Below are 26,725 nucleotides of genomic sequence, written 5' to 3' on the forward strand. Positions count from 1 at the left end.
TATAGTCATAAAATAAGCTCCCTTCTAAGCGACAAGTTTTTATTGTTTTACTTGTCTACCTAGAAGGGAGCATATCACTCAATGACTAAAAAACCATCATTTTGCAGCAGTACCTTTTATATTATACTCAACATTGACTTTAATAATATTAAAGGTTATAATTAATTATATTAAAATCAATATTAAGTTTTTCTGTATCAAAAATGAAAGGACGTAATATAATGAAAATTGATGTAGTTCCTGAATGGATGCATGAACTTGAAAATGAAGATATGGAGTTTATAAAAAATTTCATATTAGCTTCAGGATCTTTGAAAGAAATTGCTGAACAATACTCTGTAACTTATCCAACTGTGCGATTGAGATTAGATAAATTAATTCAGAAAATACAAATTGGCAATGATATTTCTAACGACCCGTATATTTCATTAATAAAACGCTTTGTTGTGAATGAAAAAATAGATTTCGATACTGCTAAGATACTCATTTCAGTTTATAAAAACACCAAAAAAGGAGGAGAAGCATGAATACACTGACTATAATAATATATATTGTGAATGCGGCTATTTTGTTTGGAATTGTATCAATTATTATCTGCCTGAGAAAACATTTGAAAAATAAAAACAGGAAAAAAGAATTCGATAAAATGAAGATAGACGATTTAAAGTAAACTATTAGAGTGAGTATAACTATTTTGTTATTTGCTTAAATTATTTTCAAACTTAATCCCTGGATATTGCAGATAATATCGCGGCTCCGAAAGTCCAGGCACTTTTGGCAGAAATCAACCAGATGGCAGATTCCGGATATGAAAGCGAAGAGAATTATCTATAAAAGTGGTTTGAAAACAAAAAAATTCTAAATGGTAATAAGAAAGGGGCTGCTGCTCAATGACTGAAAATCAGTCATTGAGCAGCAGCCCCTTGTAATTCAACCATTTCTGTACATCATGATGCATGTTGCTGTTCACGGAGCGAGCAGTGACGCTTAGATGCGCGCAACACCACTGTCGTTTGCAGCTTTCGCAACTGCCTTTGCAACAGCAGCGGCAACACCACGGTCAAGGGCGCTTGGAATGATGTAGTCTTTCGCGAGCTTTTCATCAGGAATATAGGATGCAATTGCCTTTGCAGCAGCGATCTTCATTTCTTCGTTGATATCGCTTGCACGTACATCAAGGGCTCCTCTGAAGATTCCAGGGAACGCAAGCACGTTGTTGATCTGGTTCGGGAAATCGCTTCTTCCGGTTCCTACCACTGCAGCTCCTGCTTCAAGTGCAAGGTCAGGCATGATTTCAGGAGTAGGGTTTGCCATTGCAAATACGATTGCATTGTCAGCCATGGAAGCAACCATTTCCTTGGTTACGATGCCAGGTGCGGAAACGCCGATAAAGATGTCTCTGCCTTCCATGATTTCAGCAAGGCTGCCTGTCTTCTGTTCGTTGTTTGTGACTTCAGCCATGTTTGCCTGTTCAGGATTCATCCAGTCCTGTCCAGGTGCAAGAGCGCCGAGCTTGTCGACGAGAATCACGTCTCCGGCTCTCAGCTGAAGGAGAAGCTTGCAGATGGAAATTCCTGCCGATCCTGCGCCGTTGATTACGATTTTGGCATCTTCCATTTTTTTGTTTACCAGCTTGAGGGCGTTTATGATTCCGGCTGCAACAACGATTGCGGTTCCATGCTGGTCATCGTGGAAAACAGGGATATCAAGTCTTTTTTTCAGCTTCTGTTCGATTTCAAAACATCTTGGAGCGGAAATATCTTCAAGGTTGATTCCACCGAAGCTTCCGCCGAGAAGGCTGATGGTGTTTACGATTTCATCCACGTCTTTTGAACGGATGCAGAGAGGGAATGCATCAACATCGCCGAAAGCCTTAAAGAGCGCGCATTTTCCTTCCATTACAGGCATTCCTGCTTCCGGTCCGATATCGCCGAGGCCTAATACTGCGGTTCCATCAGTGATTACGGCAACAAGGTTTGAACGTCTTGTAAGGGTGTAGCTTTTATTTATATCTTTCTGGATTTCGAGGCATGGCTGAGCTACGCCAGGGGTATAAGCGAGGGAGAGGTCGTCTCTCGTGTTAAGCGGGGTACGGCATATTACCTCGATTTTACCTTTCCATTCTTCATGTTTCTTCAGTGATTCAACAGCATAATTCATACTATTCCATCCTTTCTTTTGTGGATTCTGTTTCAGTATTGCCGGAGTTGGACGGATTGACTCAATCCAACGTAATTATAATACGGCAGGAGGGAATATGCAAACGAAATGGTGTATTTCACCCATTTCTGTGCATCTCGAAGCGTGTTACTGGTCACTGAGTGAACAGTAACGCTTCTGCACATTTAGAAAGAAGAAACATGGCGCCTGCTGATGCTTTTTGATTTAAAGTGCAATATAATAGAGGAAGAAAAACAGGAAGCTAACTTCAGAGAGGAAGAATATAATTATGGTAAGAACAGGAATAGCAGGGATTGGAGCAATAGCGGAAAATTATATTAAACTGGTTGCGTCAGGAAAAGTGCAGGGGATGGAGCTGACTGCCTTCAGCAGCCGTAATGTGGTTCATGCACAGGAAGTCGCAGAAAAATACGGATTCCACAATCTGAGCATCTACGGCGATTATGAGGAAATGCTGGCATCAGGCAAGGTGGATGCGGTAATCATCTGTACGCCACATTACCAGCATCCGGCTATGGGAAAACTGGCTGTCAGGCATGGAATCCATATGCTCGTGGAAAAGCCGATAGGCGTGTTCAGTGAAGAAGTGAAGGAAATGATTGAACTGGCGGAGGAAAAGCCTGAACTGAAAAGCGGCGTCCTGTACAACAGGAGAGCATGCTGCACATTCCACAAGGTAAAGGAACTTGTAGAAGGGAACGCAGTGGGAAGCATCAAGCGGGCCAACTGGCTCATTACAAATCTGCACAGGACGGAGGCTTACCATAAATCAAGCCCGTGGAGAGGAACGTACAAGGGCGAAGGTGGAGGCATCCTGATGACCCAGGCTTCGCACCAGCTGGATCTGTTTTTGTGGATCTGTTCCATGCCTGCCCGGGTCCGCGGATTCTGCTACAACGGGATGGAGAGGGACATACAGGTTGAAAATGACGTGACCATTCAGATGGAATTCGAAAATGGGGCAACAGGGCAGTTCATCGCATCCTCCAGGGAATTTCCTGGAACGAACCGTTTTGAAATAAGCGGCGATCTGGGACAGATTATAGTCGAAAACGACAACCATATCATATATAATAAGTTAGAAACCAGCGAAAGCGAATACAGCAGGACGACCAGCGATTACTTTGGGAAGATACCATATGAGCGTTTTGATTTCTATTTCAACGACGACGAAAATACAGTCCAGCATGCGGCAATACTGAATAACTTCGTGGATGCAATTGAAAAGGACGAGGAGGTCATCTGTCCGCTGAAGGAGGCAATGAATTCCCTGGTTATCATAAACGGAGCATATCTGTCGGGCTGGAAGCAGAAGACGCTGGACATTCCGTTTGATTACAGCCTGTTTACCCAGGAGCTGAAAAAGAAGTTTTAAACGTTATGCATAAAATTCCGGGATTTTATGCATATGGAAAAGGAGTGGAATATGAAAAAGGGGAAAACTATACTGGCATTGATTGCAGTAATATGCAGCCTGATGCTGTGGGCCTGCGGCAGTACTGCACTATTCGAAGAGACGGACTACTCATCTCAGGAAGAGATGACGGATTTCCAGGCAGAGGATGAGGCGACGGAGGAAATCCAGACACAGGAGGCGGGAGAAACCGATGAGAATCCGGCCAATGTAAAGGAATATAAGTTCAGAACCCAGGAGCTGCTGGATTCCCATTATAACAAACATGGCAGGGAGTTCGGAACGATCACCAAAGAGCAGTATCTGCAGGGCGTCAATGATCTGATCAATTCAACCGGTCCGAATATCCTTACAAAAACAGAGGAGGACGGGGACACCCTGATCTACAATACGGATACCAATGAATTTGCCGTCATAACGCCGGACAATATTATCAGGACTTACTTCAGACCGACGGATGGGATAGATTATTTCAACCGGCAATAAAGGATAGCTTTTGCAACCAGGAAGGACGTAGTCCTGAATAGTTTTAAAGGAGGATGTCTATGGGAAAATACAAATGTCCATGCTGCGGGAATTACACATTGGCAGAGGAGCCGCCGGGAACATATGAAATCTGCATGGTATGCGAATGGGAGGATGACAGGAGTCAGTTTCTTGATCCGGACTATCGGGGCGGGGCGAACAGGCTCAGTCTGAATGAGGCCCGGAGGAATTATGAGAAGTTCCGGGAAGAGGAACAGAGATTCGAGGATATGGATGACCCGAATGACTGACAGGATGGATGCCCCATATGCTTCGCCTGAAAACATGTGTAGAAGTGCAGGGGATTCAGCTATTGAAAAAAGGCTGGTGATAGCTTATACTAGTGGATAGTTTGAAAATAAGGAGTGGAAATAATGGCAGAAAATGGATGCGGAAGCACAAGCTGTTCATCAGGCAGCTGTGAAGGATGCGCAAGCAACAAACCGGAAAGCTTATTAGAGCAGCCGGGTATTTACACTGATGTCAAGAAAGTAATCGGAGTCGTAAGCGGAAAAGGCGGAGTTGGAAAATCGCTTGTTACCTCGTCGCTTGCGGTGCTTCTTAACAAAATGGGATACAGGACGGGCATCCTGGATGCCGATATCACCGGACCTTCCATACCGAAAATGTTCGGAGTCCGCGGTCCTGCAAAGGGTACTGAAGAAGGAATTCTGCCTGAAATTGCAGAAGACAGCACGAAAATCATGTCTGTAAACCTTCTGCTCGAAGACGAGGAAGCCCCTGTAATCTGGCGTGGACCTGTAATCGCAAACATGGTAAAGCAGTTCTGGACTGACGTCATGTGGGGAGATCTTGATTTCCTCTTCGTGGATATGCCTCCGGGAACAGGAGACGTTCCACTGACAGTATTCCAGTCGATTCCGGTTGACGGAATCATTATTGTGACATCGCCTCAGGACCTTGTCAGGATGATTGTGAACAAGGCTTACAACATGGCATCGGCAATGAATATTCCTGTACTTGGAATCGTTGAAAACTATAGTTATGTAAAATGTCCTGACTGTGATAAGGAAATCAAGATTTTCGGCGAGAGCAGAATTGACGAAATCGCAGCCGGATTAGGAACCGAAGTGCTTGGAAAAATGCCGATCGATCCTAAATTCGCAGAGCTTGCAGATGCTGGGGAGTTCTACAAAACTGAAAACATCTATCTTGATAAAGCAGTGGAAAAATTAAAAGGAATGCTGTAAAAGGCTGCCGGGCGGCGGGCTGTGGGTTTATCACCTACAGCCTGCCGTTTTTTCATCTCATCGGAAGGGAGTGTCAAAAGCCCATTTACGATATAGTATTAGTCAATTTGCACAAGTTTTAGTAATCAGGACGCGATGGAAAACATGTTCATTCGCAGCGCGCTCTCGCTTAGATGAAGACGTAGTGGTACTTAGGCCGCAAAGTACGCGGCCTAAGTACCAACGTCTTCATAAAGCTGCTCATTGAATCATGTTTTCCATCGCTGTGCTGCAGCTGGCGAATGTGCAAATTGACGAAGCGAAGATTACAGGAGGGCTTTTGACCTGCTAATCCTCATAGGAGAGGACGGCGTATGATTTGAAAAAACAAACATACATTCGAAAAAAAGATTGCACAATCCTGGAGGGCATGTTATTATAATGCAAACACATGTTCGAAAGGGAGGGTGCTGGGTGGTATGAAAATACAACAGGATATGACGATTTCTGAAAAACTTGAAATACTGTCCGATGCGGCGAAGTATGATGTTGCATGTACTTCCAGCGGGGTGGACAGGAAGAACGGCGGGAAAGGGATGGGGAACTGTACGGCTCCTGGAATCTGCCACAGCTTTTCGGCTGACGGCAGATGCATATCCCTTCTGAAGATACTGTTCACAAATGAATGTATTTTTGACTGCAAGTACTGCATTAACCGCTCGTCAAATGACGTGAAGAGGGCATCCTTCACGCCGGATGAGATCTGCTCCCTGACGATGGAATTTTATAAACGAAATTATATAGAGGGACTTTTCCTGAGTTCAGGGGTCCTTTATACACCGAATTATACAATGGAGCTCATCTACCAGACACTCTTGAAATTGAGGACAGAGCATCATTTCATGGGATATATCCATGTGAAGGCGATTCCCGGTGCGGACAGCGGCCTGATCGAGAAAACTGGATTTCTGGCTGACAGGATGAGCATCAATCTGGAACTGCCGACTGCAGAGAGTCTGCGGATTCTGGCACCTCATAAGAACCGGAACGCGATACTGAACCCCATGAGGCAGATCCAGCAGGGAATAACTGCCAGCCGGAATGAGATTGCAGTCTTCAGGAATGCCCCCAAATTTGTTCCGGCAGGTCAGAGTACCCAGATGATTATAGGAGCAACGCCGGAAAGTGACTATCAGATCGTTTCCGTTGCAGAATCGCTGTATGACAAGTTCAGCCTGAAAAGGGTGTTTTATTCAGCCTTTGTACAGGTGAACGAGGATGCAGCCCTGCCTGCGCTGCCCGGAGGGCCGCCTCTGCTCAGGGAACACAGGCTCTATCAGGCGGACTGGCTTCTCAGGTTCTATGGCTTCAAAGCTTCTGAACTCCTTTCAGAAGAAAGGCCTAATTTCAATGTCCTTTTTGATCCGAAATGCGACTGGGCTCTCAGGCATCTGGAAATCTTCCCGGTTGAAATAAACAGGGCTGATTACTATACGCTTCTGAGGGTTCCGGGAATAGGAAACAAATCAGCCCTCAGGATTGTGAAGGCCAGAAGGATGGCGGTGTTGAAATTCGAGGATCTGCAGCGGATGGGAGTCGTCCTGAAGAGGGCCTTGTACTTCATAACCTGCAGCGGAAAAATGATGTATCAGACGAAAATCGAGGAAGATTATATAGCAAGGAATCTCCTGAATGTGAAGGAAAGGCTTCCAGCGGATATCGCCGGAGGGGGGATGACATTCCGCCAGCTTTCGCTTTTTGACGACGTGAATTTCGGAGGAACCATTAATGGAATAGGTGGTGGACAGATATGAATCAGAAAATTTTCATCTGCGAGGACAGTCTTGACGGAATCATGACGGCCCTGCATGAAGCCTTATACAGCGGCATCGACCGTGAATATTTGAAAATATGCATTGGTGATGAGGGGAATTTTACACTTTTTTCGGAATATATATATGTGGAAACGGATCCGGAAAAGGCGGAAAAGACCGCCCACATGCTCAGGCTCAGGCTTGGAGCCGAAGGCTACTATGGAATCTGCCATGCGGCAATGTCATTTGAAGAAGACAAGGCGGATGCTATTCTCGGGATGGTTATGACAGGGCTGTCAATGAAGGATGGCCGCATGGTCATGGACCATATCAGCGACAAGGCGGTCGGCAGGGTATTTGAATTGAGCCGTACGGTCTCTAATGAAGCTCATCATCATCTTGGCTTCATAAGGTTCAGGGAATTGAAAAACGGAGTCCTTCTCTCTGAAATAACCCCTAAGAATGATATCCTTACATTGGTAGCTCCACACTTTGAGGACAGGCTCGGATGCGAGGACTGGATGATCTATGACAGGAATAGGAGCCTTTTTGCCGTACACAGACGGGGAAGCAGATGGGGGATTGTTTCAGGCGAAACCCTCGACATGGACAGGGCTGCAGAGCTTTCAGAAAGGGAAGAGGAATTCCAGGATCTGTGGAAGCGATTCTGTAGCAGCGTTTCAATCAGAGAAAGAGAAAATACGGAGCTACAGCAGCAGAATCTTCCTTTAAGGTTCAGAAAAAACATGACGGAATTTGAATAAATCTGACGGGAATTCAAGGAATAGAGCATATAATAAAAAAATCTGCATAAACTTTGTGGGCCGTGTTGTATGAGTGCGATAAAATATAACAATAAAAGCGGTATTGGACAGGCCGGGATAAAGTTTTGGATGGCAATGTATATAAAAAAAAACAAAATGATTGTAAGGTTTACATAAAAATCGTAATCATGACTGGTTCAGGTAGCGATAGGGCAGAAAATTGACAAAACAACAGAAAAATGCGATAATGGTCGTGGTATTTGTTTTGTTTTTTTTGGTTTGGAAAGGAAAGTTGTTATGAGAGAACGTAAGATAAAATTGTTTGCAGCGGAGGACGTAAGGGAATTTGTAAAAGCGGCTGAGAAGTGCGACTTTGATATCGATGTGTTTTATAATCGCATAATTATTGATGCAAAATCATTTTTGGGCGTGCTGAGCATGGATTTACGAAATATCTTGACCGTAAAATATTATGGTAATAATGAGAATTTTGAAAATCTGCTACACAGGTATAGTATTGCATAAATAAAATAGTACAGCAAAAAATATAAAGCAGCATAAGATAAAGCAACAGAAACTCCGCTTATTTTGCTGCAGCATTGCGTAAATAAAACATGAATGTCCAGAAGACCGCAGCTGATAGCTGCGGTTTTTTCTTGCGGTTGCTACAGGATAGGGCATATAATATTGTACAGAAGCAAAGTAAGAAGATTAAGACAGAAGCAGAATGTAGGAGAAGATCAGGTATGATTGATAATAGCAGTATAAAAATTTCAGTAAGAAATCTGGTTGAATTCATACTGTGCTCTGGAGACATAGACAGCAGCAGGCGAAAGACTGCTGATAAGGAAGCGATGCAGGCGGGCAGCAGGATGCACAGGAAGATCCAGGGCGGCAAGGGGACCGAATACCATTCTGAATATCCTCTTAAAATCGTAATCCCAGGGGATAGGTTCTCTATAATCGTTGAGGGAAGAGCTGATGGGATAATCATAAAAGAGGACGGGGTCACGGTTGACGAGATCAAGGGTGTATATATGGATCTTGACTACCTGCAGGAACCAGTAGCTGTACACAAGGCCCAGGCTATGTGCTATGGATATATATACGCCAAAGAGAATGCCCTGGAAAGTATCGGAATCCAGATGACCTACTGCGGCCTCGACAGCGAGCAGATTAAGTATTTCAGGGATGAGCATACCTTTGCGGAACTGGAAACGTGGTTTGAAACTCTCATAAGCGAATATAAGAAGTGGGCGAAATTCCAGTATGAATGGAGAATAGAGAGGCAGGCATCCATCCAGCCACTTGAATTTCCGTTCCCGTACAGGGAAGGCCAGAAGAAGCTGGCCGCTTCGGTATACCGCACGATCGAAAGGAACAAGAAACTTTTTATACAGGCTCCTACGGGAGTAGGAAAAACCATGTCCGCCATTTTTCCTGCAGTAAAGGCTGTCGGGGAAGGACTGAGCGAAAAGATATTCTATCTGACCGCCAAGACCATTACAAGAACTGTTGCAAAGGAAGCCTTCGATACGCTGAAGGGAGACGGCCTCAGGTACAAGGTGGCCACTATAACAGCAAAGGATAAGCTATGCATCCTTGAGAAAACGGAATGCACCCCCGCTGCATGTCCCCGTGCGAAAGGCCACTACGACAGGGTAAATCAGGCAGTGTTTGACCTGATCAACAGGGAGGATGAATACACGACTGAAACGATACTCGATTACGCTGAGCGATACTCGGTGTGCCCCTTTGAACTGTGCCTTGACGTGTCTGTCTGGGCGGATGCCGTAATCTGCGACTACAATTATGTCTTCGATCCGAATGTCCACCTGAAGCGCTTTTTTTCAGAGGGCGTGAAGGGCAATTATATTTTCCTGGTAGACGAGGCCCACAATCTGGTGGACAGAGCCAGGGAAATGTACAGTGCGTCCCTCTATAAGGAGGAGCTCATGGAGCTGAAAAGGCTCTTGAAGGGCAGGGGAAAGAAGCTGGAATCAGGACTGCAAAAATGCAACAAATATCTTCTGGAAATCAAGAGGGAATGTGATGAATGGAGGATAATTCCGGATACCGGACATTTCGTATTCAACCTGATGGCGCTATCGGCCGAAATCGAGAAGTTCCTGGAAGAGGAGCCTAACGGCGAACTCAGGGACAAGGTACTGGAATTTTATCTTGAAGCGAGGCATTTCTTGAATATTTACGACAGGCTGGATGACAGTTATGTAATCTATTCGGAGCATGATGAAGACGGGAGGTTCAAGCTGAAGCTTTTCTGCGTCAATCCGGCCACAAACCTGAAGGAATTTCTGGACAAGGGAGACGGTACCGTGTTCTTTTCGGCCACCCTCCTTCCGGTCCAGTATTACAGGGAGCTGCTGAGTACGGCGGAGGACGATTATGCTGTCTATGCGGAGTCGCCATTTAGTGAGGAGAAACGCCTTGTGCTGATCGGGGGTGACGTAAGCAGCAGGTATACCAGGAGAAGTGCTGCTGAGTACCGAAAAATAGCCGCCTATATCATCAGGACAATAAGGCAGAAGAAAGGAAACTATCTGATATTTTTTCCATCTTACCGGTTCATGGAGGATGTATATGCGCATTTTGCAGAGATGCTTGATGAGGAAATCAGATCCCTCAGGCAGAGCCCCGGCATGAATGAGGAAATGCGGGAGGAATTCCTTTCTAATTTCATGACGCCGGGGGAAGAGAGCCTGGCGGGATTCTGCGTCATGGGGGGCATTTTCGGCGAAGGCATAGACCTGAAATATGACAGCCTGATCGGTACGGTAATCGTAGGAACGGGCCTTCCGCAGGTATGCAATGAAAGAGAAATACTGAAGCAGTACTATGATGCACATGGCAGGAACGGTTTTGAGTTTGCCTATCTGAATCCTGGTATGAACAAGGTTCTTCAGGCAGCCGGAAGAGTAATCAGGACGGCAGAGGACCAGGGGGTCATCCTGTTGCTTGACGAGCGGTTCAGGACCGCCCAGTATATGCGGCTGTTCCCGAGGGAATGGCGCGGATTCGAGACCTGTACCATGGATACCGTGGAGGAGAAAATCAGCAGTTTCTGGGAAAGCCAGAAAAAGGATTGAAAACAAAAACAGGTTTTAAAATGAAAACAGGTTTTAAAACGAAAACAGGTTTTAAAATAAAAACAGGTATTAAAACAAGACCCCGTCTCCTCGTGAAAAAAGGAGACGGGGTCTTGTGATTATACATATACATGTCTGACCTGCAGGGTTATTTTTCTTTTACCTCTTCAGGGTAGGGTTCGCCGTTCAGGTTTGCGATAAACTGCTTTGTGGAAGGAGAAATCGGAATATGCTCATTGCATACGACCACAAGCTGCCTTGTTGGGAGCAGTTCCTTGATATCGACTACGAACAGGGCATCCGGCTGGTTTGTCAGACAGTAGTCCGGGATAAAGGCAATTCCGAGGCCTATATTGGCAAGGTCAATCAGGAGATCGTTGCTGCTCAGTTCGATTTCTGGTACCAGGTCAAGCTGGTGCTGCTGGAAAAGCTGGTGAAGGAATTCACTTGTCGTACTTTTCCTGTCGAGCATGAGTATGGGATGCTTCTGCAATTCCCGGAGGGAAACCTTCCTGTTCCTGAAGTCGAAATAATTGCTGTTGGCAATGAAGACGTCCCTGAAATTTTTAATGACTTTCACATTGTTCGTGTTATTGAGCTTCGAGTTTGGATAATTCGTCACGATCAGATCTACCTGCCCGCTTTCAAGAAGATCCACGCATTTTATCGAAGTCTGGTTGGTAACCTTGATATGGACATTTGGAAACTGCTGGTGGAATTTCTTCAGGTAAGGAACCAGAAAATAACGGCATATCGTATCGCTGGCGCCGATTCTGAGCTGTCCGCCGCCGAGTGAGCTTGCCTCGAGAATCTGGTTTTCGCCTCTCTTGATCAGGTTCATGGCAGGCTCCACATGCCTCAGCAGGATTTCACCTTCAGGCGTGAGCTGCACTTTTTTCGTGCTTCGTATGAACAGGTTCTGGTTGAGCTTTTTCTCTAGAACCTTAACTGACTGGCTGACCGCCGACTGTGATATATATAGCAGTTTTGAGGCTTCGGAGAAGCTCAAAGTAGTTGCAACATAGTAAAAAACTTTATATAATTCGTAATTGATGTCCATTATAAGGCCTCCTTATTAATAATGGGCTAATTATAACATAAAGAGGTGTTCATTATAAGCCCTTTTTTGAAAAAACGTAAATATTTTATTTGGGGAAGAGCAAAATCCGAAGATGCCCGTACTGGCAAAGCGGTATTATAACTGTTCAGGACTACGTCCTTCATAGTTAAATATGAGGCACACAAATTGCAAAACCAGCAATTTGACACTCGAGTGTCTCAGGTTTTTATGCAAAATCAGCATAAAAACACCTCGCGAGACAGGGGTTCTGAACAGTTACGCGGTATTTACATCGAAATGAAACTGTGCAATAATTGTGTCTATACGGGATGAAAAAGGCAAAGGAAGGTGAACGGATGAGGATTATTGAAACAGCTGCAGGTACAGTGTTTTCTGTGGCATTGATACTGATAGCAGTGATTACTTCATTTGAATTTGTAGTTTATGGAGGCGACGGCTATTTCAGGGACAAGTACGAGAAATACAGGGTCATGGAAGCCACCGGAATGGAGATGGATGCACTTCTCGAAGTCAGCAGTGAAATGATGGATTATCTGAGGGGCGACCGGGAGAACCTGGAGGTCATGGTAACCATAGATGGAAGGGAGACCGGATTTTTCAACCAGAGGGAAAAGGCCCATATGCTGGATGTGAAAAATCTTTTTTTGGGAGGGCTCATGCTGAGGCGTGTTGCGGCAGCCATTCTTCTGGCGGCTTTTTTCATTCTGTTTCTTATGCATCGAAGTTTCCGTAAGGTTTTTGAAAGGCTTGCAGGCGCCTATATAGCCGTATCTGGGGCAATCATCGGTCTGATCGGGATTCTGGCGGTTATCATGTACAGGGATTTCACCGGTGCATTTACCATATTCCACGAGCTGTTTTTCGACAATGACCTGTGGCTTCTGGATCCGGCGACAGACAGGATGATCAACATGCTTCCGGAGGGATTCTTTATCGACACAGCGGCTGAAATTGGGGTGGCGGCGGCAGGAAGCCTCCTGTTCCTGTTTCTTGCATCAGTGGTATACCTGGTGATTTCAAAAAGAAGACGTAACGATTCAGAACGGCATTCCCAACAGTTATAAGTATGGGTGATAAATTAAATAAGATATATTAATTATACTAATGATAATTATTGTGGTATCATTTTAAAGTACGAATGAAGACAATGGCAAACATATAAATGTAAATATAAATCACGCAGATTAGACGGAGGAAAACCTATGAACAGCGTAAAAAGAGTTTATGTAGAAAAACAGCAGCCTTATGCAGTAAGAGCAAAGGAACTGAAGGAAGAGATCGGAAGCTATTTAGGAATCAAGAGTGTGACGGGAGTACGTGTACTGATTCGTTATGACATTGAGAACCTTTCAGAAGAAACATATAAAAAAGCACTTGGAACAGTATTTTCAGAACCGCCGGTAGACATCCTCAATGAAGAGACTTTTGCATACAGCAGTGATGCAAGGGTATTCAGCGTGGAATTCCTTCCTGGCCAGTTCGACCAGAGGGCGGATTCAGCGGAACAGTGCGTAAAGCTTCTGAATGAAAACGAGGAGCCTGTCATCAAAACGGCTGTTACCTATGTGATCGAAGGCAGCATTTCGGACGAAGAGTTTGAAAGCATCAAAGGTTTCTGCATCAATCCTGTGGATTCCAGAGAAACTGACCTTACAAAGCCTGCAACTCTCGTTACGAAATTTGAAGAGCCAGCAGACGTAATCATATTTGACGGATTCAAGGACATGGCTGAAACACAGCTTAAGGAATTATACGATTCTCTTAACCTTGCTATGACTTTCAAGGATTTCCTTCATATCCAGAAATATTTCAAGGAAGAAGAAGACAGGAATCCTTCCATGACGGAAATCCGTGTTCTTGACACTTATTGGTCAGACCACTGCCGTCATACTACATTTTCGACAGAACTCAAGGACGTTAAGTTCGCTGAAGGCTATTACAACGAACCGATCGTTTCAACTTATGAAAAATATCTTGCGGACAGGGCTGAGATTTTTGCCGGAAGAGAAGATAAATTCGTTTGCCTTATGGACCTTGCCCTTATGGCAATGCGCAAGCTGAAAAAAGACGGAAAACTCGAAGATCTCGAAGAGTCTGACGAAATCAACGCATGCAGCATCGTTGTGCCTGTCGAGATCGACGGCGTTACTGAAGAATGGCTCATCAGCTTCAAAAACGAAACCCATAACCATCCGACAGAAATCGAACCTTTTGGTGGAGCAGCTACATGCCTCGGCGGCGCGATCCGCGATCCATTATCAGGACGTTCCTATGTATACCAGGCAATGCGCGTAACTGGTGCTGCGGACCCTACAGTTTCCCTGAAAGACACCTTAAAAGGCAAGCTTCCTCAGAGAAAGATCGTAACCGGAGCGGCAGCTGGTTACAGCTCATACGGAAACCAGATCGGTCTTGCAACTGGTTACGTAAAAGAGATCTACCATCCGAACTATGTTGCGAAGAGACTGGAAATCGGCGCAGTCATGGGCGCAGCACCTAGAAAGAACGTAATCAGGGAGACTTCAGATCCTGGAGATATCATCATCCTTCTTGGCGGAAGAACAGGACGTGACGGCTGCGGCGGAGCGACCGGTTCATCAAAGGTCCATACGGAAGAATCAATCGAAACATGCGGAGCCGAAGTACAGAAAGGTAACGCACCTACAGAAAGAAAGATCCAGAGGCTCTTCAGAAGGGAAGAAGTAAGCAGACTGATCAAGAAATGCAACGACTTCGGAGCAGGCGGAGTATCTGTCGCAATCGGCGAGCTTGCAGACGGACTTCATATCTTCCTTGACAAGGTGCCTAAAAAATATGCAGGACTTGACGGAACTGAAATCTCGATTTCAGAATCACAGGAAAGAATGGCAGTTGTTGTAGACCCTAAAGATGTAGAGCAGTTCCTTGCTTACTCGAAGGAAGAAAATCTTGAAGCAGTTGAAGTTGCAATCGTAACAGAAGAAAAACGTCTCGTTATGATCTGGAGGGACAAGGAAATCGTAAACGTATCCCGTGCATTCCTTGACACCAACGGTGCACACCAGGAAACTTCAGTAGAAGTTGCAATGCCGGCAAAGGAAGAAAACTACCTTGGACAGAATAAGACAGTGGCAGACGTCAAGGCAGCCTGGTTAGATACATTAAAAGATCTCAACGTATGCTCACAGAAGGGCCTTGTAGAGATGTTCGACGGCTCAATCGGAGCAGGCTCAGTATTTATGCCATACGGCGGAAAATACCAGCTGACCGAAACGCAGAGTATGGTGGCAAAGCTTCCATTATTAAAAGGAACGACAGACACGGTTACAATGATGAGCTACGGATTCGATCCATACCTTTCATCATGGAGCCCATACCACGGTTCCGTTTATGCAGTCCTTGAATCAGTTGCAAAGATCGTGGCAGCAGGCGGAGACTACAGCAAAATCCGTTTCACATTCCAGGAATACTTCAAACGTATGACTGAGGATCCTAAACGCTGGGGTGAACCATTTGCCGCATTATTGGGAGCCTACAACGCACAGATGGGCTTCGGCCTTCCGTCAATCGGCGGAAAGGACAGTATGTCGGGAACCTTCAATGAAATAGACGTACCTCCGACACTGGTTTCATTTGCAGTGGATATTGCGAAACATCAGGACATCATTACGCCTGAACTGAAAGCAGCAGGAAACGTAATCGTAAAATTCAACATAGAAAAAGACCAGTACGATCTTCCGGTTTACGAACAGGTTATGGAATTATACGGAAAACTCAACAGCCTCATCAAGGAAAAAGTCATCCTTTCAGCTTATGCATTGAACGCTTCAGGCGTTGCTCCTGCCCTCAGCAAGATGGCATTCGGTAACGGACTCGGTGTTGCAGTAGAGAGCACAGTGGAAGCAGCAGAGCTGTTCGCAGTCGAAATCGGTAACATGATCGCTGAGGTTGCACCGGAAATGCTCGATAAGCTTACAGTTCCATATGAAGTGATTGCAAAGGTTACAGAGGCAGCTGCATTTACCTACAAAGATGTCACCATTACAATGGACGAGGCATTAAATGCATGGAAAGGAACCCTTGAAAAAGTATTCCCTACACAGTCAGACGTGGAACAGAAAGTAATCGACACACCTGTATTCAAGGCAGAAAGCATCCATATCGCAAAAAATAAAATTGCAAAGCCTACTGTATTCATACCGGTATTCCCAGGCACCAACTGCGAATACGACAGCGCAAGGGCTTTTGAAAAAGCCGGAGCAAACGTAATCACCAAAGTATTCAAGAACCTGAATGCAGATGACATCAGAGATTCAGTAAGGATTTTTGAAGAAAGCATCAACCAGTCACAGATTATCATGTTCCCTGGCGGATTCAGCGCCGGTGACGAACCTGACGGATCGGCAAAATTCTTTGCAACGGTATTCAGGAACGAAAAAATAAAGGAATCCGTAAACAGGCTGCTTAACGAGAGGGACGGCCTCACGCTGGGTATCTGCAACGGCTTCCAGGCGCTCATTAAATTAGGCCTTGTTCCTTACGGCGAAATCGTTGAACAGAAATCGGATTCACCTACGCTTACAATGAACAGCATCGGACGCCATATTTCAAAGATGGTCTATACGAAGGTTGTTACAAACAAATCTCCATGGCTTCAGCAGGCAGAGCTTGGCGCTACCTATGTAAATCCGGCTTCCCACGGAGAAGGACGTTTCGTAGCAAGTGAAGAATGGATCAAGAAATTATTTGAAAACGGACAGGTTGCAACCCAGTACGTTGATCTGAATGGAACACCTACGATGGACGAAGAATGGAATCCTAACGGTTCCTACTACGCAATCGAAGGAATTACAAGCCCGGACGGAAGAATCCTTGGCAAGATGGCCCACTCAGAACGTAAAGGGGAAGCAGTTGCCATGAATATCGCAGGAGATCAGGATATGAGGATATTCGAATCAGGCGTGGAATATTTCAGATAAAAAACAGATGACCCCGGATGAAGGAACGACCTTCATCCGGGGTCATTTTTGATATATGGGAAATTCCTTGAATTTCCCATATATCAAAAGCGCTCCGCGAGGAGGCGCATGACGCGCAAGAAGAATATGTCGCAGAAGCGACTGCGCGTCAGCGCAAGAGTTTCGCAAGCGAAACTCTTTGTTCTTGTGGAGAAAAATAGAGTAAATTATAAACAATGTCAAAAACCAAGAGGTCTAGAATTGATGTGTAATTATTGCCTCATGATTAGCGTAATCCTTTAAGTGGTGTTTATTATTTATAAAAGAGTATAAAAAGTGAACAGATTTTAAGTGCGTTTCTGGCTATACTTAGTACATCATATAAAACAAAGGAGTAAGGAATATGAAATTGAAGAAAATGACAGCCCTTCTACTTTCAGGCATGATGGCCTTTTCATTGGCCGCTTGCGGGGGAACAGATGCTAATGGAAATTCCGGAACAGAAGTAAAAACAGAAACAACAGCAGAAACGGAGGCAGAAACAACAGAAACGCAAACAGGGACTTTAAGTGCAAACAGTGATCCTGCAAACACAAAGGTTACAGATGAAACATTAAGAATTGGACTATCATCTGAACCTTCTACGCTTTGGGGAGCAGCTGGCGGTAAAACTGAGAACGAGGAACAAATTATCAACGCTGCATTTTTAGATCGTTTGGTTGATGTTGATCCAGCTACAAATGAAGTAAAACCAAATCTTGCAACTAAGTGGGAGTGGATAGATGATACCCACTGCAAATTTACACTTCGTGATGATGTTACTATGACAGATGGAACACCTTTTGTAGCAGATGACGTAGTATATAGTGTAAATACATGGGTAACGAAAGCTGCTAATAGTGACACTGGCAGATTTATTGTTGGTGCAACAGCAGATGACGAGCACACAGTAACGATCGAATACAATGTAGTTGCTCCGGGTATGTTAGCTATGATGGCCTGGGCAAACTTTGGAATCGTTAGTGAAGATGAAGTAAATGCTGCAGGTGGATTAGAAGGTGTTCAGAAAAATCCTCTTATCGGTTCAGGAAAATACAAATTCAAAGAGTGGAAGAGCGGACAGTCCATTACGCTTGAAAGAAATGACAATTATTGGAATAAAGATTACAAGGGATACTTTAAAGAAATAGTTTTCACATTTACAGGAGATGCAGCTGCACGTGAAATGGCAGTAGAATCGGGTGATTCTGATGTGGCATATGAGATGCCGGTTAGTCAGGCGGCAACTTTTGCAGAAAGTGAAGCTGTATCAACAGTTTTTTATTCCTTCGGTCAGGTATCACATCTGTGGTATAACATGGGAGAAAAGGCTGGAGCAACAAAGGATTTGAAGGTTCGTCAGGCTATTGATAAAGCCCTTGATTTTGATGCAATTGCACAAGTGGCAACAGCTGGATTTGGGCAGGCAGCTTTAGCATATATGGATCCATCATGTTCTTATTATACAGAAAACTATACAAAAGAAGAAAGAGCTGTTGATATTGATGGTGCAAAAGCACTGTTGAAGGAAGCTGGTTATGCTGATGGTCTTGAACTTAATGCAATTTGCCTTCAGGACGGAGTTCCAGTGTTTACCGTTATTCAGGCAAATCTTGCTGAAGTTGGGATTAAATTAAACATCAATACACCAGATACAGCACAGTTTGTTGGAGGAGCTTTTGGTGGGGATTATGATTTGATTATGGTTGGAGATAATTTGGTTACGAGAACACCTGCTATTGTTCCATTCCTTAGAAAAATAAATGTAAATGGACCTGGTAAGGTAATTGGCGGGCCTAAATACACAACAGATGAAATTGATGCAGCTATTGCAACATTAATTTCAGAATCTGATGAATCAAAATTAGCTGAACAGGCAAATAAAATTGATACTATGATTAAAGAACAAACATTGTGTTCAAATGGCTATTCAGAGTTGAAAGCTTCTATTCTGGCAAAAGATCTTAAAGGTTTTGGATCAAGAGAAAGAGGCTACATTAATGTAACTACATTATACAAATAATAAGTACTTAACAAAACTGCCTGGAGATTCAAATCTTCAGGCGGTATTTCAATAAGTTAGTAAAGTGCACGGAGAAGATTTGAATCAGTGCATAAGAACAGGAGATAGCGTATGCTGAAATATATTCTAAAAAGAATCCTTTACCTGATTCCAATTTTGATTGGTGTATCTGCAATTATATTCGCTTTAAAAACCGTGACACCAGGAGATCCGGCAAGACAGATCCTTGGAAATGATGCAACAGAAGAGCAGGTTCAGGAAAAAAGAGATGAGTTGGGCCTTAATGACCCGGTCCTGGTACAATATGTAAATTATGTTGGCGGGATTGTAACAAGAGGGGATTTTGGTGATTCCTATCGTACAGGAGAACCGATTTTGACAGAAATTCTTCCCAGGCTTCTTACATCTGCCAAAATTACTTTAGGCGCAGTTATGATTGGAGCAATAATTGGTGTTCTGCTGGGGATCATCTCCGCATTAAAGAAATATACATGGATTGATTCTGTGGTGCTTGTAATATCTATGTTTTTTCAGTCGGTTCCAGAATTCGTTGTTGCTTTAGTGTTAATTATGATTTTAGCAGTAAAGCTGCATCTGCTTCCAGCTACAGGAATTACTACATGGCAAGGCTATATCATGCCAATGCTTTGTATTGGTCTTTCGGCTGTAGCAGGTTATACCCGTATTACGCGTTCTTCTATGTTGGAAGTTTTGGGAGAAGATTATATCAGAACTGCACGTGCTAAGGGGCAGTCAGAAAAAAATATAACCTATCATCATGCACTTAGAAATGCGATGATTCCAGTAGCACAGTCTTTAGGTTCAAACATTGGTAATGCCATTGGTGGAGGAATGGTCTTAGAAACCGTCTTTGGAGTACCAGGTGTAGGCAAGTATATTGTTGATGCTATTACACAGCGAAATTATCCGGGAGTTCTTGGCGGAGCGTTGATCATTGCGATTATTTTAACATTAATCAATATGATTGTTGATATTAGCTTTGTTTTAATCGACCCAAGATTAAAAACAACCATTATTTCAGGCGGGGCAAAAAAGATGCCTAAAAAAATGAAAGCAGCCTAGGGGGAGGAAAAGAAAATGGCAAAAATACATACTCCCGCAATGGAGAAAATAGAAAAACGAAATGCAAAAAGAAAGAAACCGGTAAAGTCCACACCAACAACAGAATCCTGGAAACGATTCAAGCGAAATCCTACTGCACTGCTTGGGCTTTTCGTCGTGTGTATTCTGATTCTGGTTGCGATTTTTGCACCATTGATTGCACCATTTGATTATCAAAAACAGGATTATGCCTCTATGATGCAGGCACCAAGTATGAAACATTTATTTGGAACCGACCAATTTGGCCGTGATATATTTAGTCGTGTTATTTTTGGAACCAGATACTCGTTGGTTATTGCTTTGTTCTGTACTATCGCAGCTTTCTTTTCGGGCGGCCTGCTTGGAATTATTGCAGGATATTTTGGTGGTATTGCGGACACGATCATTATGAGAATTATGGACGTTTTCCAATCTATTCCTATGATCATGATGGCAATGTGTATCGTTGCAGTGCTTGGAAATGGTATTCCACAGCTGGTTGCTGCAGTTATGTTTGCATCAATGCCAACAATGGCCCGTAGTAACCGTGCAGCAATTCTTCGTGTAAGGGGAAGCGATTATATTGAATCTTCTGAAGCAATTGGAGTTGGACAGATTCGGATGATTATCAAACATATGATACCAAATGCGGTAGGCGTAATGATAATCTACTTTGTGGGATTTCTTGCTGTATCGATTATGATGATGTCAGCGATGAGTTACATTGGCGTTGGTTTATCAGCACCTACTCCTGAATGGGGACTGATTTTAAATGATGGAAAAGCATACCTCACATCAGCACCGTATATGATGCTGTTTCCGGCAATGATGATAATGATTACTTGTTTTGCATTCAATCTTATGGGCGATGGCCTTCGGGATGCATTTGATCCAAGACTGAAATAAGGAGTAAGGCTATGAGCGAAAACATACTAAGCGTAAAAAATCTTGTTATCCATTATGAGACCGATGAGGAAGTAGTGGAGGCAGTAAATAATATAAGTTTTGATTTGAAAAAGGGAGAAATATTAGGGCTTGTTGGTGAGACTGGCGCAGGCAAGACGACAACAGCTTTAGGAATTATGGGATTACTGCCAACCAGGGTTGGACACGTTATACAGGGAAGCATTGAACTTGATGGAGAGAACCTTCTGGAGAAGTCCCCGAGGGAAATGCGAAAAGTTCGTGGTAAAAAAATCTCTATGATTTTCCAGGATCCAATGACAGCATTGAACCCTGTTAAAACGGTTGGAGATCAGATTGCAGAGGTAGTATTGCTGCATGAACGCTGCTCCAGGGCAGAAGCAATGATCAGAGCCCAGAAGATGCTGGCAATGGTAGGGATTGTCCCGGAACGCTATAAAGACTATCCACATCAGTTCTCTGGTGGAATGAAACAGCGTATTGTCATTGCAATTGCATTGGCATGTGAACCTGAATTACTGATTGCAGATGAACCTACCACAGCATTAGATGTTACCATTCAGGCACAGATTCTGGATATGATGCGCAAACTTCAGAAAGAACACAATACATCCATGATTCTGATTACACATGATTTGGGAGTCGTTGCCGAAATGTGTGATCACTGCGCAGTTATGTATGCGGGAGAATTGGTAGAGTATGGAACCGTAGAAGATATATTTGACAATCCACAACACCCATATACCGTAGCACTTTATAAATCCATTCCATCTTTAGACAAGGATGTGGACCGACTTCATGTAGTACCTGGTATGGTAACAGATCCCTCCAATCTGCCATCCGGCTGCAGCTTTTCAGACCGTTGTGATAAAAAGGGTGACATGTGCAATAAACATGAAGCCCCGGGAATTGTCGATTTAGGGAATGGGCACCTTGTAAAATGCCTGAAATATAAACCGGAAGTGGAGGAAAAATAAATGGAAAACCTGATAGAAGTAAAAAACCTGAAAAAATATTTTTCCACTCCAAGAGGAGAACTTCATGCGGTAGACAATGTATCTTTAAATATTGAAAAAGGAAAAACAATTGGTATAGTTGGTGAATCTGGCTGTGGAAAATCCACTCTGGGAAAAACGTTAATGCGTCTTCACAATGCAACATCAGGACAGGTCCTGTATAATGGCGTGGATATTGCAAATATGCCAATGAAAGAGTTCAAAAAAGACTATCGTTCCAATATCCAGATGATTTTCCAGGATCCTTATTCATCACTTGATCCCAGAATGAATGTGCTGCAGCTGATTGAAGAGCCAATTAAAGTGAATATGAAAAACCTTTCAAAAATAGAGATCAAGGAAAAAGCACAGGAAATGATGGAACTTGTAGGATTGGCAAAACGTTTGGAGAATTCTTATCCTCATGAATTAGATGGTGGAAGACGCCAGCGTATTGGAATTGCAAGAGCATTATCTTTAAACCCGGACTTTATCGTCTGCGATGAACCTGTATCTGCCTTAGATGTATCTATTCAGGCACAGATTTTGAACTTACTTCAGAATCTGCAGGCAGAAAGAGGTCTGACCTATATGTTTATTACCCATGACATGTCTGTTGTGAAGCATATTTCTGATGATATTGCAGTCATGTATCTTGGACAGGTAATTGAAAAGTGTCCTGCAAATGAAATATTTAAGCATACCATACATCCTTATTCACAGGCTTTGCTTTCTGCAATACCGATTCCAAATGTACATGTGAAGAAGGAAAGAATGATCTTAAGAGGGGAACTTACTTCTCCAATTAATCCAAAGAAATGTTGTCGTTTTGTAGCACGCTGTCCTTATGCGACAGAAAAATGCCATAATGAAGAACCGGAACTTCGCGAATTAAAGACAAATCATTCTGTTGCATGTCATTATGCAGAGAAATTCATGTAGAAACAGTAACAAAACATTGCCTTATAATGAAACAGGTCAAAAATCACACATGTGTTTTTGACCTGTTTTTGCTATGCTCAAAAAAAATTGTAAATGTAGATTAGTTTCATACATAAAAGTAACATAATCTAACATGAGCAGAATATCGAATAGTGCTAATATATAAAATGTGGTAACTATACATGAGCATCGGTTTGAATTATGAGGTGAATAGTTTATATGGAGAGTAATAACAGAAGAGACCGGGTATTGGTAAAGGTATTTAATTATATAGAAGAAGTGGAACATTTTCATCAGGATGTTGAATTGGTATATGTATTGGAAGGAACTTTGGATGTGACAATCGGGGATCAGGTCAGACATATGGAGGCAGATGATGTATTAGTGATCAATGCAAATAAAAGACACCAGATTAGAAGTTCGGAAACTACTTTATTCATGCAGGTATCTATCTTATATCAGATGGTAAGTGATGTTTTTAATAGCATGGATGTGATTTTCTGGTGCGACTCAACCAGGGAAGAAAGTGATCGTTATGCAAAATTGAGAGAAGTGTTGAAGGTTCTCTTAAAGCATGATTTGGAAGCCGGTAAAGGGACAGCAAATTTCGGACATATTGCCCTTTGTTACAGGGTTGTTGATATTCTTACAATGTATTTTCTTGTACAAACGACTGATAAGGAGAATCGGGACGAACAGGAAGGATTCGATGATCGTATTCAGCTGATCAACAACTATATTCGGGCAAATTATAAACAGTCGATTTCCATGAAAGAATTAGCTGAAAAGCTATATTTATCTAATGGTTATTTATCGCGTTTTTTCAAGAGGAACTATGGAATGAATTTTGTGGAGTATTTAACAAATATTCGTCTTCATCATGCTGTGGATGAGCTGATATACTCAAAAGCACCAATTACAAGAATTGCATTTGAAAATGGATTTGCAAGCATGGCGGTATTTAACAAAGCTTTTAAAAAATCTTATGGGATAACACCAACGGAATTCCGCAAGAAAGCACATGAGAAAAAAGAAAATGTAGAAAAAATAAAAACGGACTCAGTAATAGAAGAGCGTCTCGAACAATATTTCCATGTAAATGAAATGAAAGATGAAGAGCCCACAATAAATGAAGCCAGCAGACAGCAGTTTACGGTTAGAAATACAGTAAAAATGAATAATTACTGGGGTAAAATGGTAAACTTTGGTGCGGCATCTGAGCTGCTGCGTTCTGATGTAAGGGAACATGTGGTTCTGCTTAAGGAGATCTATGGGTTTGAGTATGTACGCTTCTGGAGTATTTTTTCAAAAGAGATGTTAATTGATTTAAATATATGTGATGGAAACTATAATTTCTCCAGTTTAGATGTGATATTAGATTTTCTCGTCAAACAAGGTTTAAAGCCTCACTTTGAAATGGCTATGAAACCAGGAAAAATCATGTATAATGTTCAAAAGGTTGAAAATCGTGGTGGAGAGATAGAGTTGGAATTCATGGACACAGATAAGTGGGGCAATGTCATTCAGGCAATGATGCAGCATCTGGTTTTCCGATATGGAAGAGAAGAAGTCAATCAATGGAGAATGGAACTTTGGTTCCCTGAAAATGAATGGGATGAACAGGGGGCATATGAGTATTATTTCAGACGTTTCCATATCATGTACGAAACAACGAAAAAATACTGCGGCGGATTAGAAATTGGCGGATGCGGATTGCGTCTGGACTTCAATGAAGAAAGCAGAAAGCATTTTTTTCGGGAATGGATGAAACAGAAATATCAGCCGGATTTTATATCGGTTGGACAATTTGCTTATGACAGGGGAGAAGAAAAACAGGATAAGTACTCAAAAAAAAGTACTGATAATGAGTGCGTGAAGCATCGGATTCTTCATGAAAGAACTTTAATAAATGAGGCAGGAGGAGAACATATAAAATTGTATGTTTCAGAATGGAATCTGACAGCCTCTTCTCGAAATTATATTAATGACAGCTGCTTTAAAGGTGCTTATATTATTAAAAATATTCTGGATACTTATGGAATGGTGGATGATATCGGGTATTACACAGGTAGTGACAGAACAACAGAATACTATGATTCGAATGTATTGCTGTACGGTGGAACTGGCTTGATTTCCAGAGATAGTGTATTAAAACCAGCTGGTTTTGCTTTTAAATTTATGGATCGTTTATTTCCTTACTATATAGGAAAAAGTGAAAACTATTTAATTACGACAGACAAACATGATTCCTATGGAATTGTCTGCCATAATCAGAAATCGTTGGGATACAACTATTACTATACAAAAGAAAATGAAATTGAGAAAGAACGGATGTGGAGGTACTTTGAAGATACGAATAGTCTGGATCTGGAAATTGATTTGAAAGATGTGAAAGACGGTATTTATCAGGTCAAGTACTATAGTATCAATGAGAAGAATGGAAGTGCACTAAATATCTGGGGAGAGATGGGGTATGAGAAAGAACTTTCTAGAAATGATATCAAATATTTTCAAAGAGTGTGTGAGCCAAAACTAATAATTCAAAAATGTGAAGCAAAACAGAATTGCCTGAAACTCAAAATGAATTTGCTGGCGAATGAAATCAGGTTTGTTAAAATCATATTAATTGAATTTTAGATCAGGATACTGCTCAAATGACAAGCAAAAAGTAATCGTTGCAAAGCCTTGCAGGGAATCCAGGCTGGTACAAAGATATGTTAAAATGACGAAAATTTAACATGTAATTTACAATCGAATTGTCTAATTTGATTAGTGAAACAAAAATGATTAAATGTTATAATGCATAAGAATGTACTGTATACAACAAATTGCCTTTCAGATAGATATAGACAACAGGGCAGCTGGATATTCAAGGGGAGATTAAAATTATGAAGAAACTAATGAAAACAATTCTTGTTATTTCGATTGTTGGCGCATTGGCAGCCTGCGGGCAGAATGCATCAAAGAATGACGATAAGACAGATAAGACAGATAAAACAGCTCAGGAAGCAGGCGACGGATCAGGCGGATATACGGAAGCTGATGATCAGGCGCTGGCGGATATAGCAAAGAACGAGATTTATATTTCAGCAAGCAGCGCGGTTGAAACCATAACAGTGGATGAGGCAGTAAGCCTTTTAAGCCAGAGCGATGCAAAAACGCTGGGACTTGAATCGGATTTATTCGAATATGATATTGTTGCAGATGATGTTGTAGGTGATCTGGACGGAATCCCTGTTTATGTGGTGACCGTATACGAGAAAGCAGTTGCAGAGACTGAAGCAGAAGAAACTGAAACTGAAACAGAAGAAACTGAAACGGCAGAAGTACCAGAAACAGCTGAAGTCAGGGAACCTGCAGGCGTGTTTTACGTAATCACAGATGGAAATGCCATGTACAGGACTGAATTTTCTTCTGGAAAATATATCAATATAGAGACTGGTGAAGAAATCGAACCGGTACAGACTGAGGAATAGGTACGAGGCGTACAAGTTTCAACTGACTGGCAGATAAGCCTGAGAGCGGCCGGATATTTGCATATCTGGCCGCTTTCGTCCAGTCAGGTTCAGCCGGTTTTATGGCATAAAAATTATGGTGAAATGAAAAAGTAAATTCCACTTTGAAAAAGTAAATTCTACTGATAGACTGTTGTTTTGATGATAGAAAAAAATATTTGCTTTTTTACTAC

Annotated in this window: 21 protein-coding genes; 19 read left to right on the plus strand and 2 right to left on the minus strand. The window is 42.7% G+C overall.

Annotation, left to right across the window (positions count from 1 at the left end):
• Positions 1-221: 221 nt before the first annotated feature.
• Positions 222-527 (plus strand): DUF2089 family protein, encoded by a 306-nt coding sequence (locus BJR36_RS04055; protein ID WP_091230470.1) that lies wholly within the window; start codon positions 222-224, stop codon positions 525-527.
• Positions 524-670, plus strand: coding sequence for a hypothetical protein (locus BJR36_RS20200; RefSeq protein WP_169823583.1), 147 nt, complete (start codon positions 524-526; stop codon positions 668-670). Before BJR36_RS04055 ends, BJR36_RS20200 begins: the two co-directional genes overlap by 4 nt.
• Before the next feature lie 317 nt (positions 671-987).
• Here BJR36_RS20200 and BJR36_RS04060 read toward each other — a convergent pair whose 3' ends face one another.
• Positions 988-2,160, minus strand: a complete 1,173-nt coding sequence (locus BJR36_RS04060) for an NAD(P)-dependent malic enzyme (RefSeq protein WP_091230473.1) — start codon at positions 2,158-2,160, stop codon at positions 988-990.
• A gap of 289 nt (positions 2,161-2,449) precedes the next feature.
• Between BJR36_RS04060 and BJR36_RS04065 the strand changes: the two genes are divergently transcribed.
• The 8 genes from BJR36_RS04065 to BJR36_RS04100 all read left to right on the plus strand — a co-directional run bounded on the left by BJR36_RS04065 (position 2,450) and on the right by BJR36_RS04100 (position 10,995).
• Positions 2,450-3,556: a Gfo/Idh/MocA family protein gene (locus tag BJR36_RS04065; protein ID WP_091230476.1), complete on the plus strand. Its 1,107-nt coding sequence runs from the start codon at positions 2,450-2,452 to the stop codon at positions 3,554-3,556.
• A 51-nt stretch (positions 3,557-3,607) separates the two neighbouring features.
• Entirely contained in the window at positions 3,608-4,081 is a 474-nt protein-coding gene (locus BJR36_RS20625) for a hypothetical protein (protein WP_242875448.1), read from the plus strand.
• A 59-nt stretch (positions 4,082-4,140) separates the two neighbouring features.
• Complete coding sequence (locus BJR36_RS04075; RefSeq protein ID WP_091230479.1) at positions 4,141-4,371, plus strand: CPCC family cysteine-rich protein; 231 nt, start codon at positions 4,141-4,143, stop codon at positions 4,369-4,371.
• A gap of 123 nt (positions 4,372-4,494) precedes the next feature.
• On the plus strand, positions 4,495-5,331 hold the full coding sequence (locus tag BJR36_RS04080) for an Mrp/NBP35 family ATP-binding protein (protein WP_091230481.1): 837 nt from the start codon (positions 4,495-4,497) through the stop codon (positions 5,329-5,331).
• Positions 5,332-5,789: 458 nt separating this feature from the next.
• Positions 5,790-7,124: a putative DNA modification/repair radical SAM protein gene (locus BJR36_RS04085; protein WP_091230484.1), complete on the plus strand. Its 1,335-nt coding sequence runs from the start codon at positions 5,790-5,792 to the stop codon at positions 7,122-7,124.
• Positions 7,121-7,888, plus strand: a complete 768-nt coding sequence (locus BJR36_RS04090) for a TIGR03915 family putative DNA repair protein (RefSeq protein WP_091230488.1) — start codon at positions 7,121-7,123, stop codon at positions 7,886-7,888. The genes BJR36_RS04085 and BJR36_RS04090 overlap by 4 nt, the downstream gene beginning before the upstream one ends.
• 297 nt (positions 7,889-8,185) lie before the next feature.
• A complete protein-coding gene (locus BJR36_RS04095; protein ID WP_091230489.1) occupies positions 8,186-8,413 on the plus strand; it encodes an HPr family phosphocarrier protein in 228 nt (75 codons plus the stop codon).
• 221 nt (positions 8,414-8,634) lie between these two features.
• Positions 8,635-10,995, plus strand: a complete 2,361-nt coding sequence (locus tag BJR36_RS04100; protein ID WP_091230492.1) for an ATP-dependent DNA helicase — start codon at positions 8,635-8,637, stop codon at positions 10,993-10,995.
• A 148-nt stretch (positions 10,996-11,143) separates the two neighbouring features.
• Here the strand turns inward: BJR36_RS04100 and BJR36_RS04105 are convergent, their stop codons facing one another.
• Positions 11,144-12,055 carry a LysR family transcriptional regulator gene (locus BJR36_RS04105; protein ID WP_091230495.1) on the minus strand — a complete coding sequence of 304 codons (912 nt, stop codon included), beginning with the start codon at positions 12,053-12,055 and terminating at the stop codon, positions 11,144-11,146.
• A gap of 356 nt (positions 12,056-12,411) precedes the next feature.
• Here BJR36_RS04105 and BJR36_RS04110 point away from each other — a divergent pair, with 356 nt between their 5' ends.
• The 9 genes from BJR36_RS04110 to BJR36_RS04150 all read left to right on the plus strand — a co-directional run bounded on the left by BJR36_RS04110 (position 12,412) and on the right by BJR36_RS04150 (position 26,513).
• On the plus strand, positions 12,412-13,140 hold the full coding sequence (locus BJR36_RS04110; RefSeq protein ID WP_169823584.1) for a TIGR01906 family membrane protein: 729 nt from the start codon (positions 12,412-12,414) through the stop codon (positions 13,138-13,140).
• Between the two features lie 138 nt (positions 13,141-13,278).
• Positions 13,279-17,034 carry a phosphoribosylformylglycinamidine synthase gene (locus BJR36_RS04115; protein ID WP_091230500.1) on the plus strand — a complete coding sequence of 1,252 codons (3,756 nt, stop codon included), beginning with the start codon at positions 13,279-13,281 and terminating at the stop codon, positions 17,032-17,034.
• Between the two features lie 382 nt (positions 17,035-17,416).
• Entirely contained in the window at positions 17,417-19,075 is a 1,659-nt protein-coding gene (locus tag BJR36_RS04120) for an ABC transporter substrate-binding protein (protein WP_091230502.1), read from the plus strand.
• A gap of 111 nt (positions 19,076-19,186) precedes the next feature.
• On the plus strand, positions 19,187-20,158 hold the full coding sequence (locus tag BJR36_RS04125; protein WP_091230506.1) for an ABC transporter permease: 972 nt from the start codon (positions 19,187-19,189) through the stop codon (positions 20,156-20,158).
• Positions 20,159-20,173: 15 nt separating this feature from the next.
• Positions 20,174-21,082 carry an ABC transporter permease gene (locus tag BJR36_RS04130; protein ID WP_091230509.1) on the plus strand — a complete coding sequence of 303 codons (909 nt, stop codon included), beginning with the start codon at positions 20,174-20,176 and terminating at the stop codon, positions 21,080-21,082.
• Positions 21,083-21,093: 11 nt separating this feature from the next.
• A complete protein-coding gene (locus tag BJR36_RS04135; protein ID WP_091230512.1) occupies positions 21,094-22,077 on the plus strand; it encodes an ABC transporter ATP-binding protein in 984 nt (327 codons plus the stop codon).
• Positions 22,078-23,037 (plus strand): ABC transporter ATP-binding protein, encoded by a 960-nt coding sequence (locus tag BJR36_RS04140; RefSeq protein WP_091230514.1) that lies wholly within the window; start codon positions 22,078-22,080, stop codon positions 23,035-23,037.
• Positions 23,038-23,256: 219 nt separating this feature from the next.
• The gene (locus BJR36_RS04145; protein WP_091230517.1) at positions 23,257-25,674 is read left to right on the plus strand and encodes a GH39 family glycosyl hydrolase; all 2,418 of its coding nucleotides are present in this window, start codon (positions 23,257-23,259) and stop codon (positions 25,672-25,674) included.
• Positions 25,675-25,925: 251 nt separating this feature from the next.
• The gene (locus BJR36_RS04150) at positions 25,926-26,513 is read left to right on the plus strand and encodes an LptM family lipoprotein (protein WP_091230520.1); all 588 of its coding nucleotides are present in this window, start codon (positions 25,926-25,928) and stop codon (positions 26,511-26,513) included.
• Positions 26,514-26,725: the final 212 nt, after the last annotated feature.

This window comes from Anaerobium acetethylicum, assembly GCF_900096945.1.
In the GTDB taxonomy this organism is placed as follows: Bacteria; Bacillota; Clostridia; order Lachnospirales; family Lachnospiraceae; genus Anaerobium; species Anaerobium acetethylicum.

Excerpts from the sequence above, each read along its gene's own strand:
- BJR36_RS20625 (WP_242875448.1), top strand. The coding sequence starts at position 3,608 with ATGAAAAAGGGGAAAACTATACTGGCATTGATTGCAGTAATATGCAGC.
- BJR36_RS04065 (WP_091230476.1), top strand. The coding sequence starts at position 2,450 with ATGGTAAGAACAGGAATAGCAGGGATTGGAGCAATAGCGGAAAATTAT.
- BJR36_RS04150 (WP_091230520.1), top strand. The coding sequence starts at position 25,926 with ATGAAGAAACTAATGAAAACAATTCTTGTTATTTCGATTGTTGGCGCA.
- BJR36_RS04115 (WP_091230500.1), top strand. The coding sequence starts at position 13,279 with ATGAACAGCGTAAAAAGAGTTTATGTAGAAAAACAGCAGCCTTATGCA.
- BJR36_RS04100 (WP_091230492.1), top strand. The coding sequence starts at position 8,635 with ATGATTGATAATAGCAGTATAAAAATTTCAGTAAGAAATCTGGTTGAA.
- BJR36_RS04085 (WP_091230484.1), top strand. The coding sequence starts at position 5,790 with ATGAAAATACAACAGGATATGACGATTTCTGAAAAACTTGAAATACTG.
- BJR36_RS04110 (WP_169823584.1), top strand. The coding sequence starts at position 12,412 with ATGAGGATTATTGAAACAGCTGCAGGTACAGTGTTTTCTGTGGCATTG.
- BJR36_RS04130 (WP_091230509.1), top strand. The coding sequence starts at position 20,174 with ATGGCAAAAATACATACTCCCGCAATGGAGAAAATAGAAAAACGAAAT.
- BJR36_RS04060 (WP_091230473.1), bottom strand. The coding sequence starts at position 2,160 with ATGAATTATGCTGTTGAATCACTGAAGAAACATGAAGAATGGAAAGGT.
- BJR36_RS04145 (WP_091230517.1), top strand. The coding sequence starts at position 23,257 with ATGGAGAGTAATAACAGAAGAGACCGGGTATTGGTAAAGGTATTTAAT.
- BJR36_RS04095 (WP_091230489.1), top strand. The coding sequence starts at position 8,186 with ATGAGAGAACGTAAGATAAAATTGTTTGCAGCGGAGGACGTAAGGGAA.
- BJR36_RS04055 (WP_091230470.1), top strand. The coding sequence starts at position 222 with ATGAAAATTGATGTAGTTCCTGAATGGATGCATGAACTTGAAAATGAA.
- BJR36_RS04135 (WP_091230512.1), top strand. The coding sequence starts at position 21,094 with ATGAGCGAAAACATACTAAGCGTAAAAAATCTTGTTATCCATTATGAG.
- BJR36_RS04075 (WP_091230479.1), top strand. The coding sequence starts at position 4,141 with ATGGGAAAATACAAATGTCCATGCTGCGGGAATTACACATTGGCAGAG.
- BJR36_RS04140 (WP_091230514.1), top strand. The coding sequence starts at position 22,078 with ATGGAAAACCTGATAGAAGTAAAAAACCTGAAAAAATATTTTTCCACT.
- BJR36_RS04090 (WP_091230488.1), top strand. The coding sequence starts at position 7,121 with ATGAATCAGAAAATTTTCATCTGCGAGGACAGTCTTGACGGAATCATG.
- BJR36_RS04120 (WP_091230502.1), top strand. The coding sequence starts at position 17,417 with ATGAAATTGAAGAAAATGACAGCCCTTCTACTTTCAGGCATGATGGCC.
- BJR36_RS04080 (WP_091230481.1), top strand. The coding sequence starts at position 4,495 with ATGGCAGAAAATGGATGCGGAAGCACAAGCTGTTCATCAGGCAGCTGT.
- BJR36_RS04125 (WP_091230506.1), top strand. The coding sequence starts at position 19,187 with ATGCTGAAATATATTCTAAAAAGAATCCTTTACCTGATTCCAATTTTG.
- BJR36_RS20200 (WP_169823583.1), top strand. The coding sequence starts at position 524 with ATGAATACACTGACTATAATAATATATATTGTGAATGCGGCTATTTTG.
- BJR36_RS04105 (WP_091230495.1), bottom strand. The coding sequence starts at position 12,055 with ATGGACATCAATTACGAATTATATAAAGTTTTTTACTATGTTGCAACT.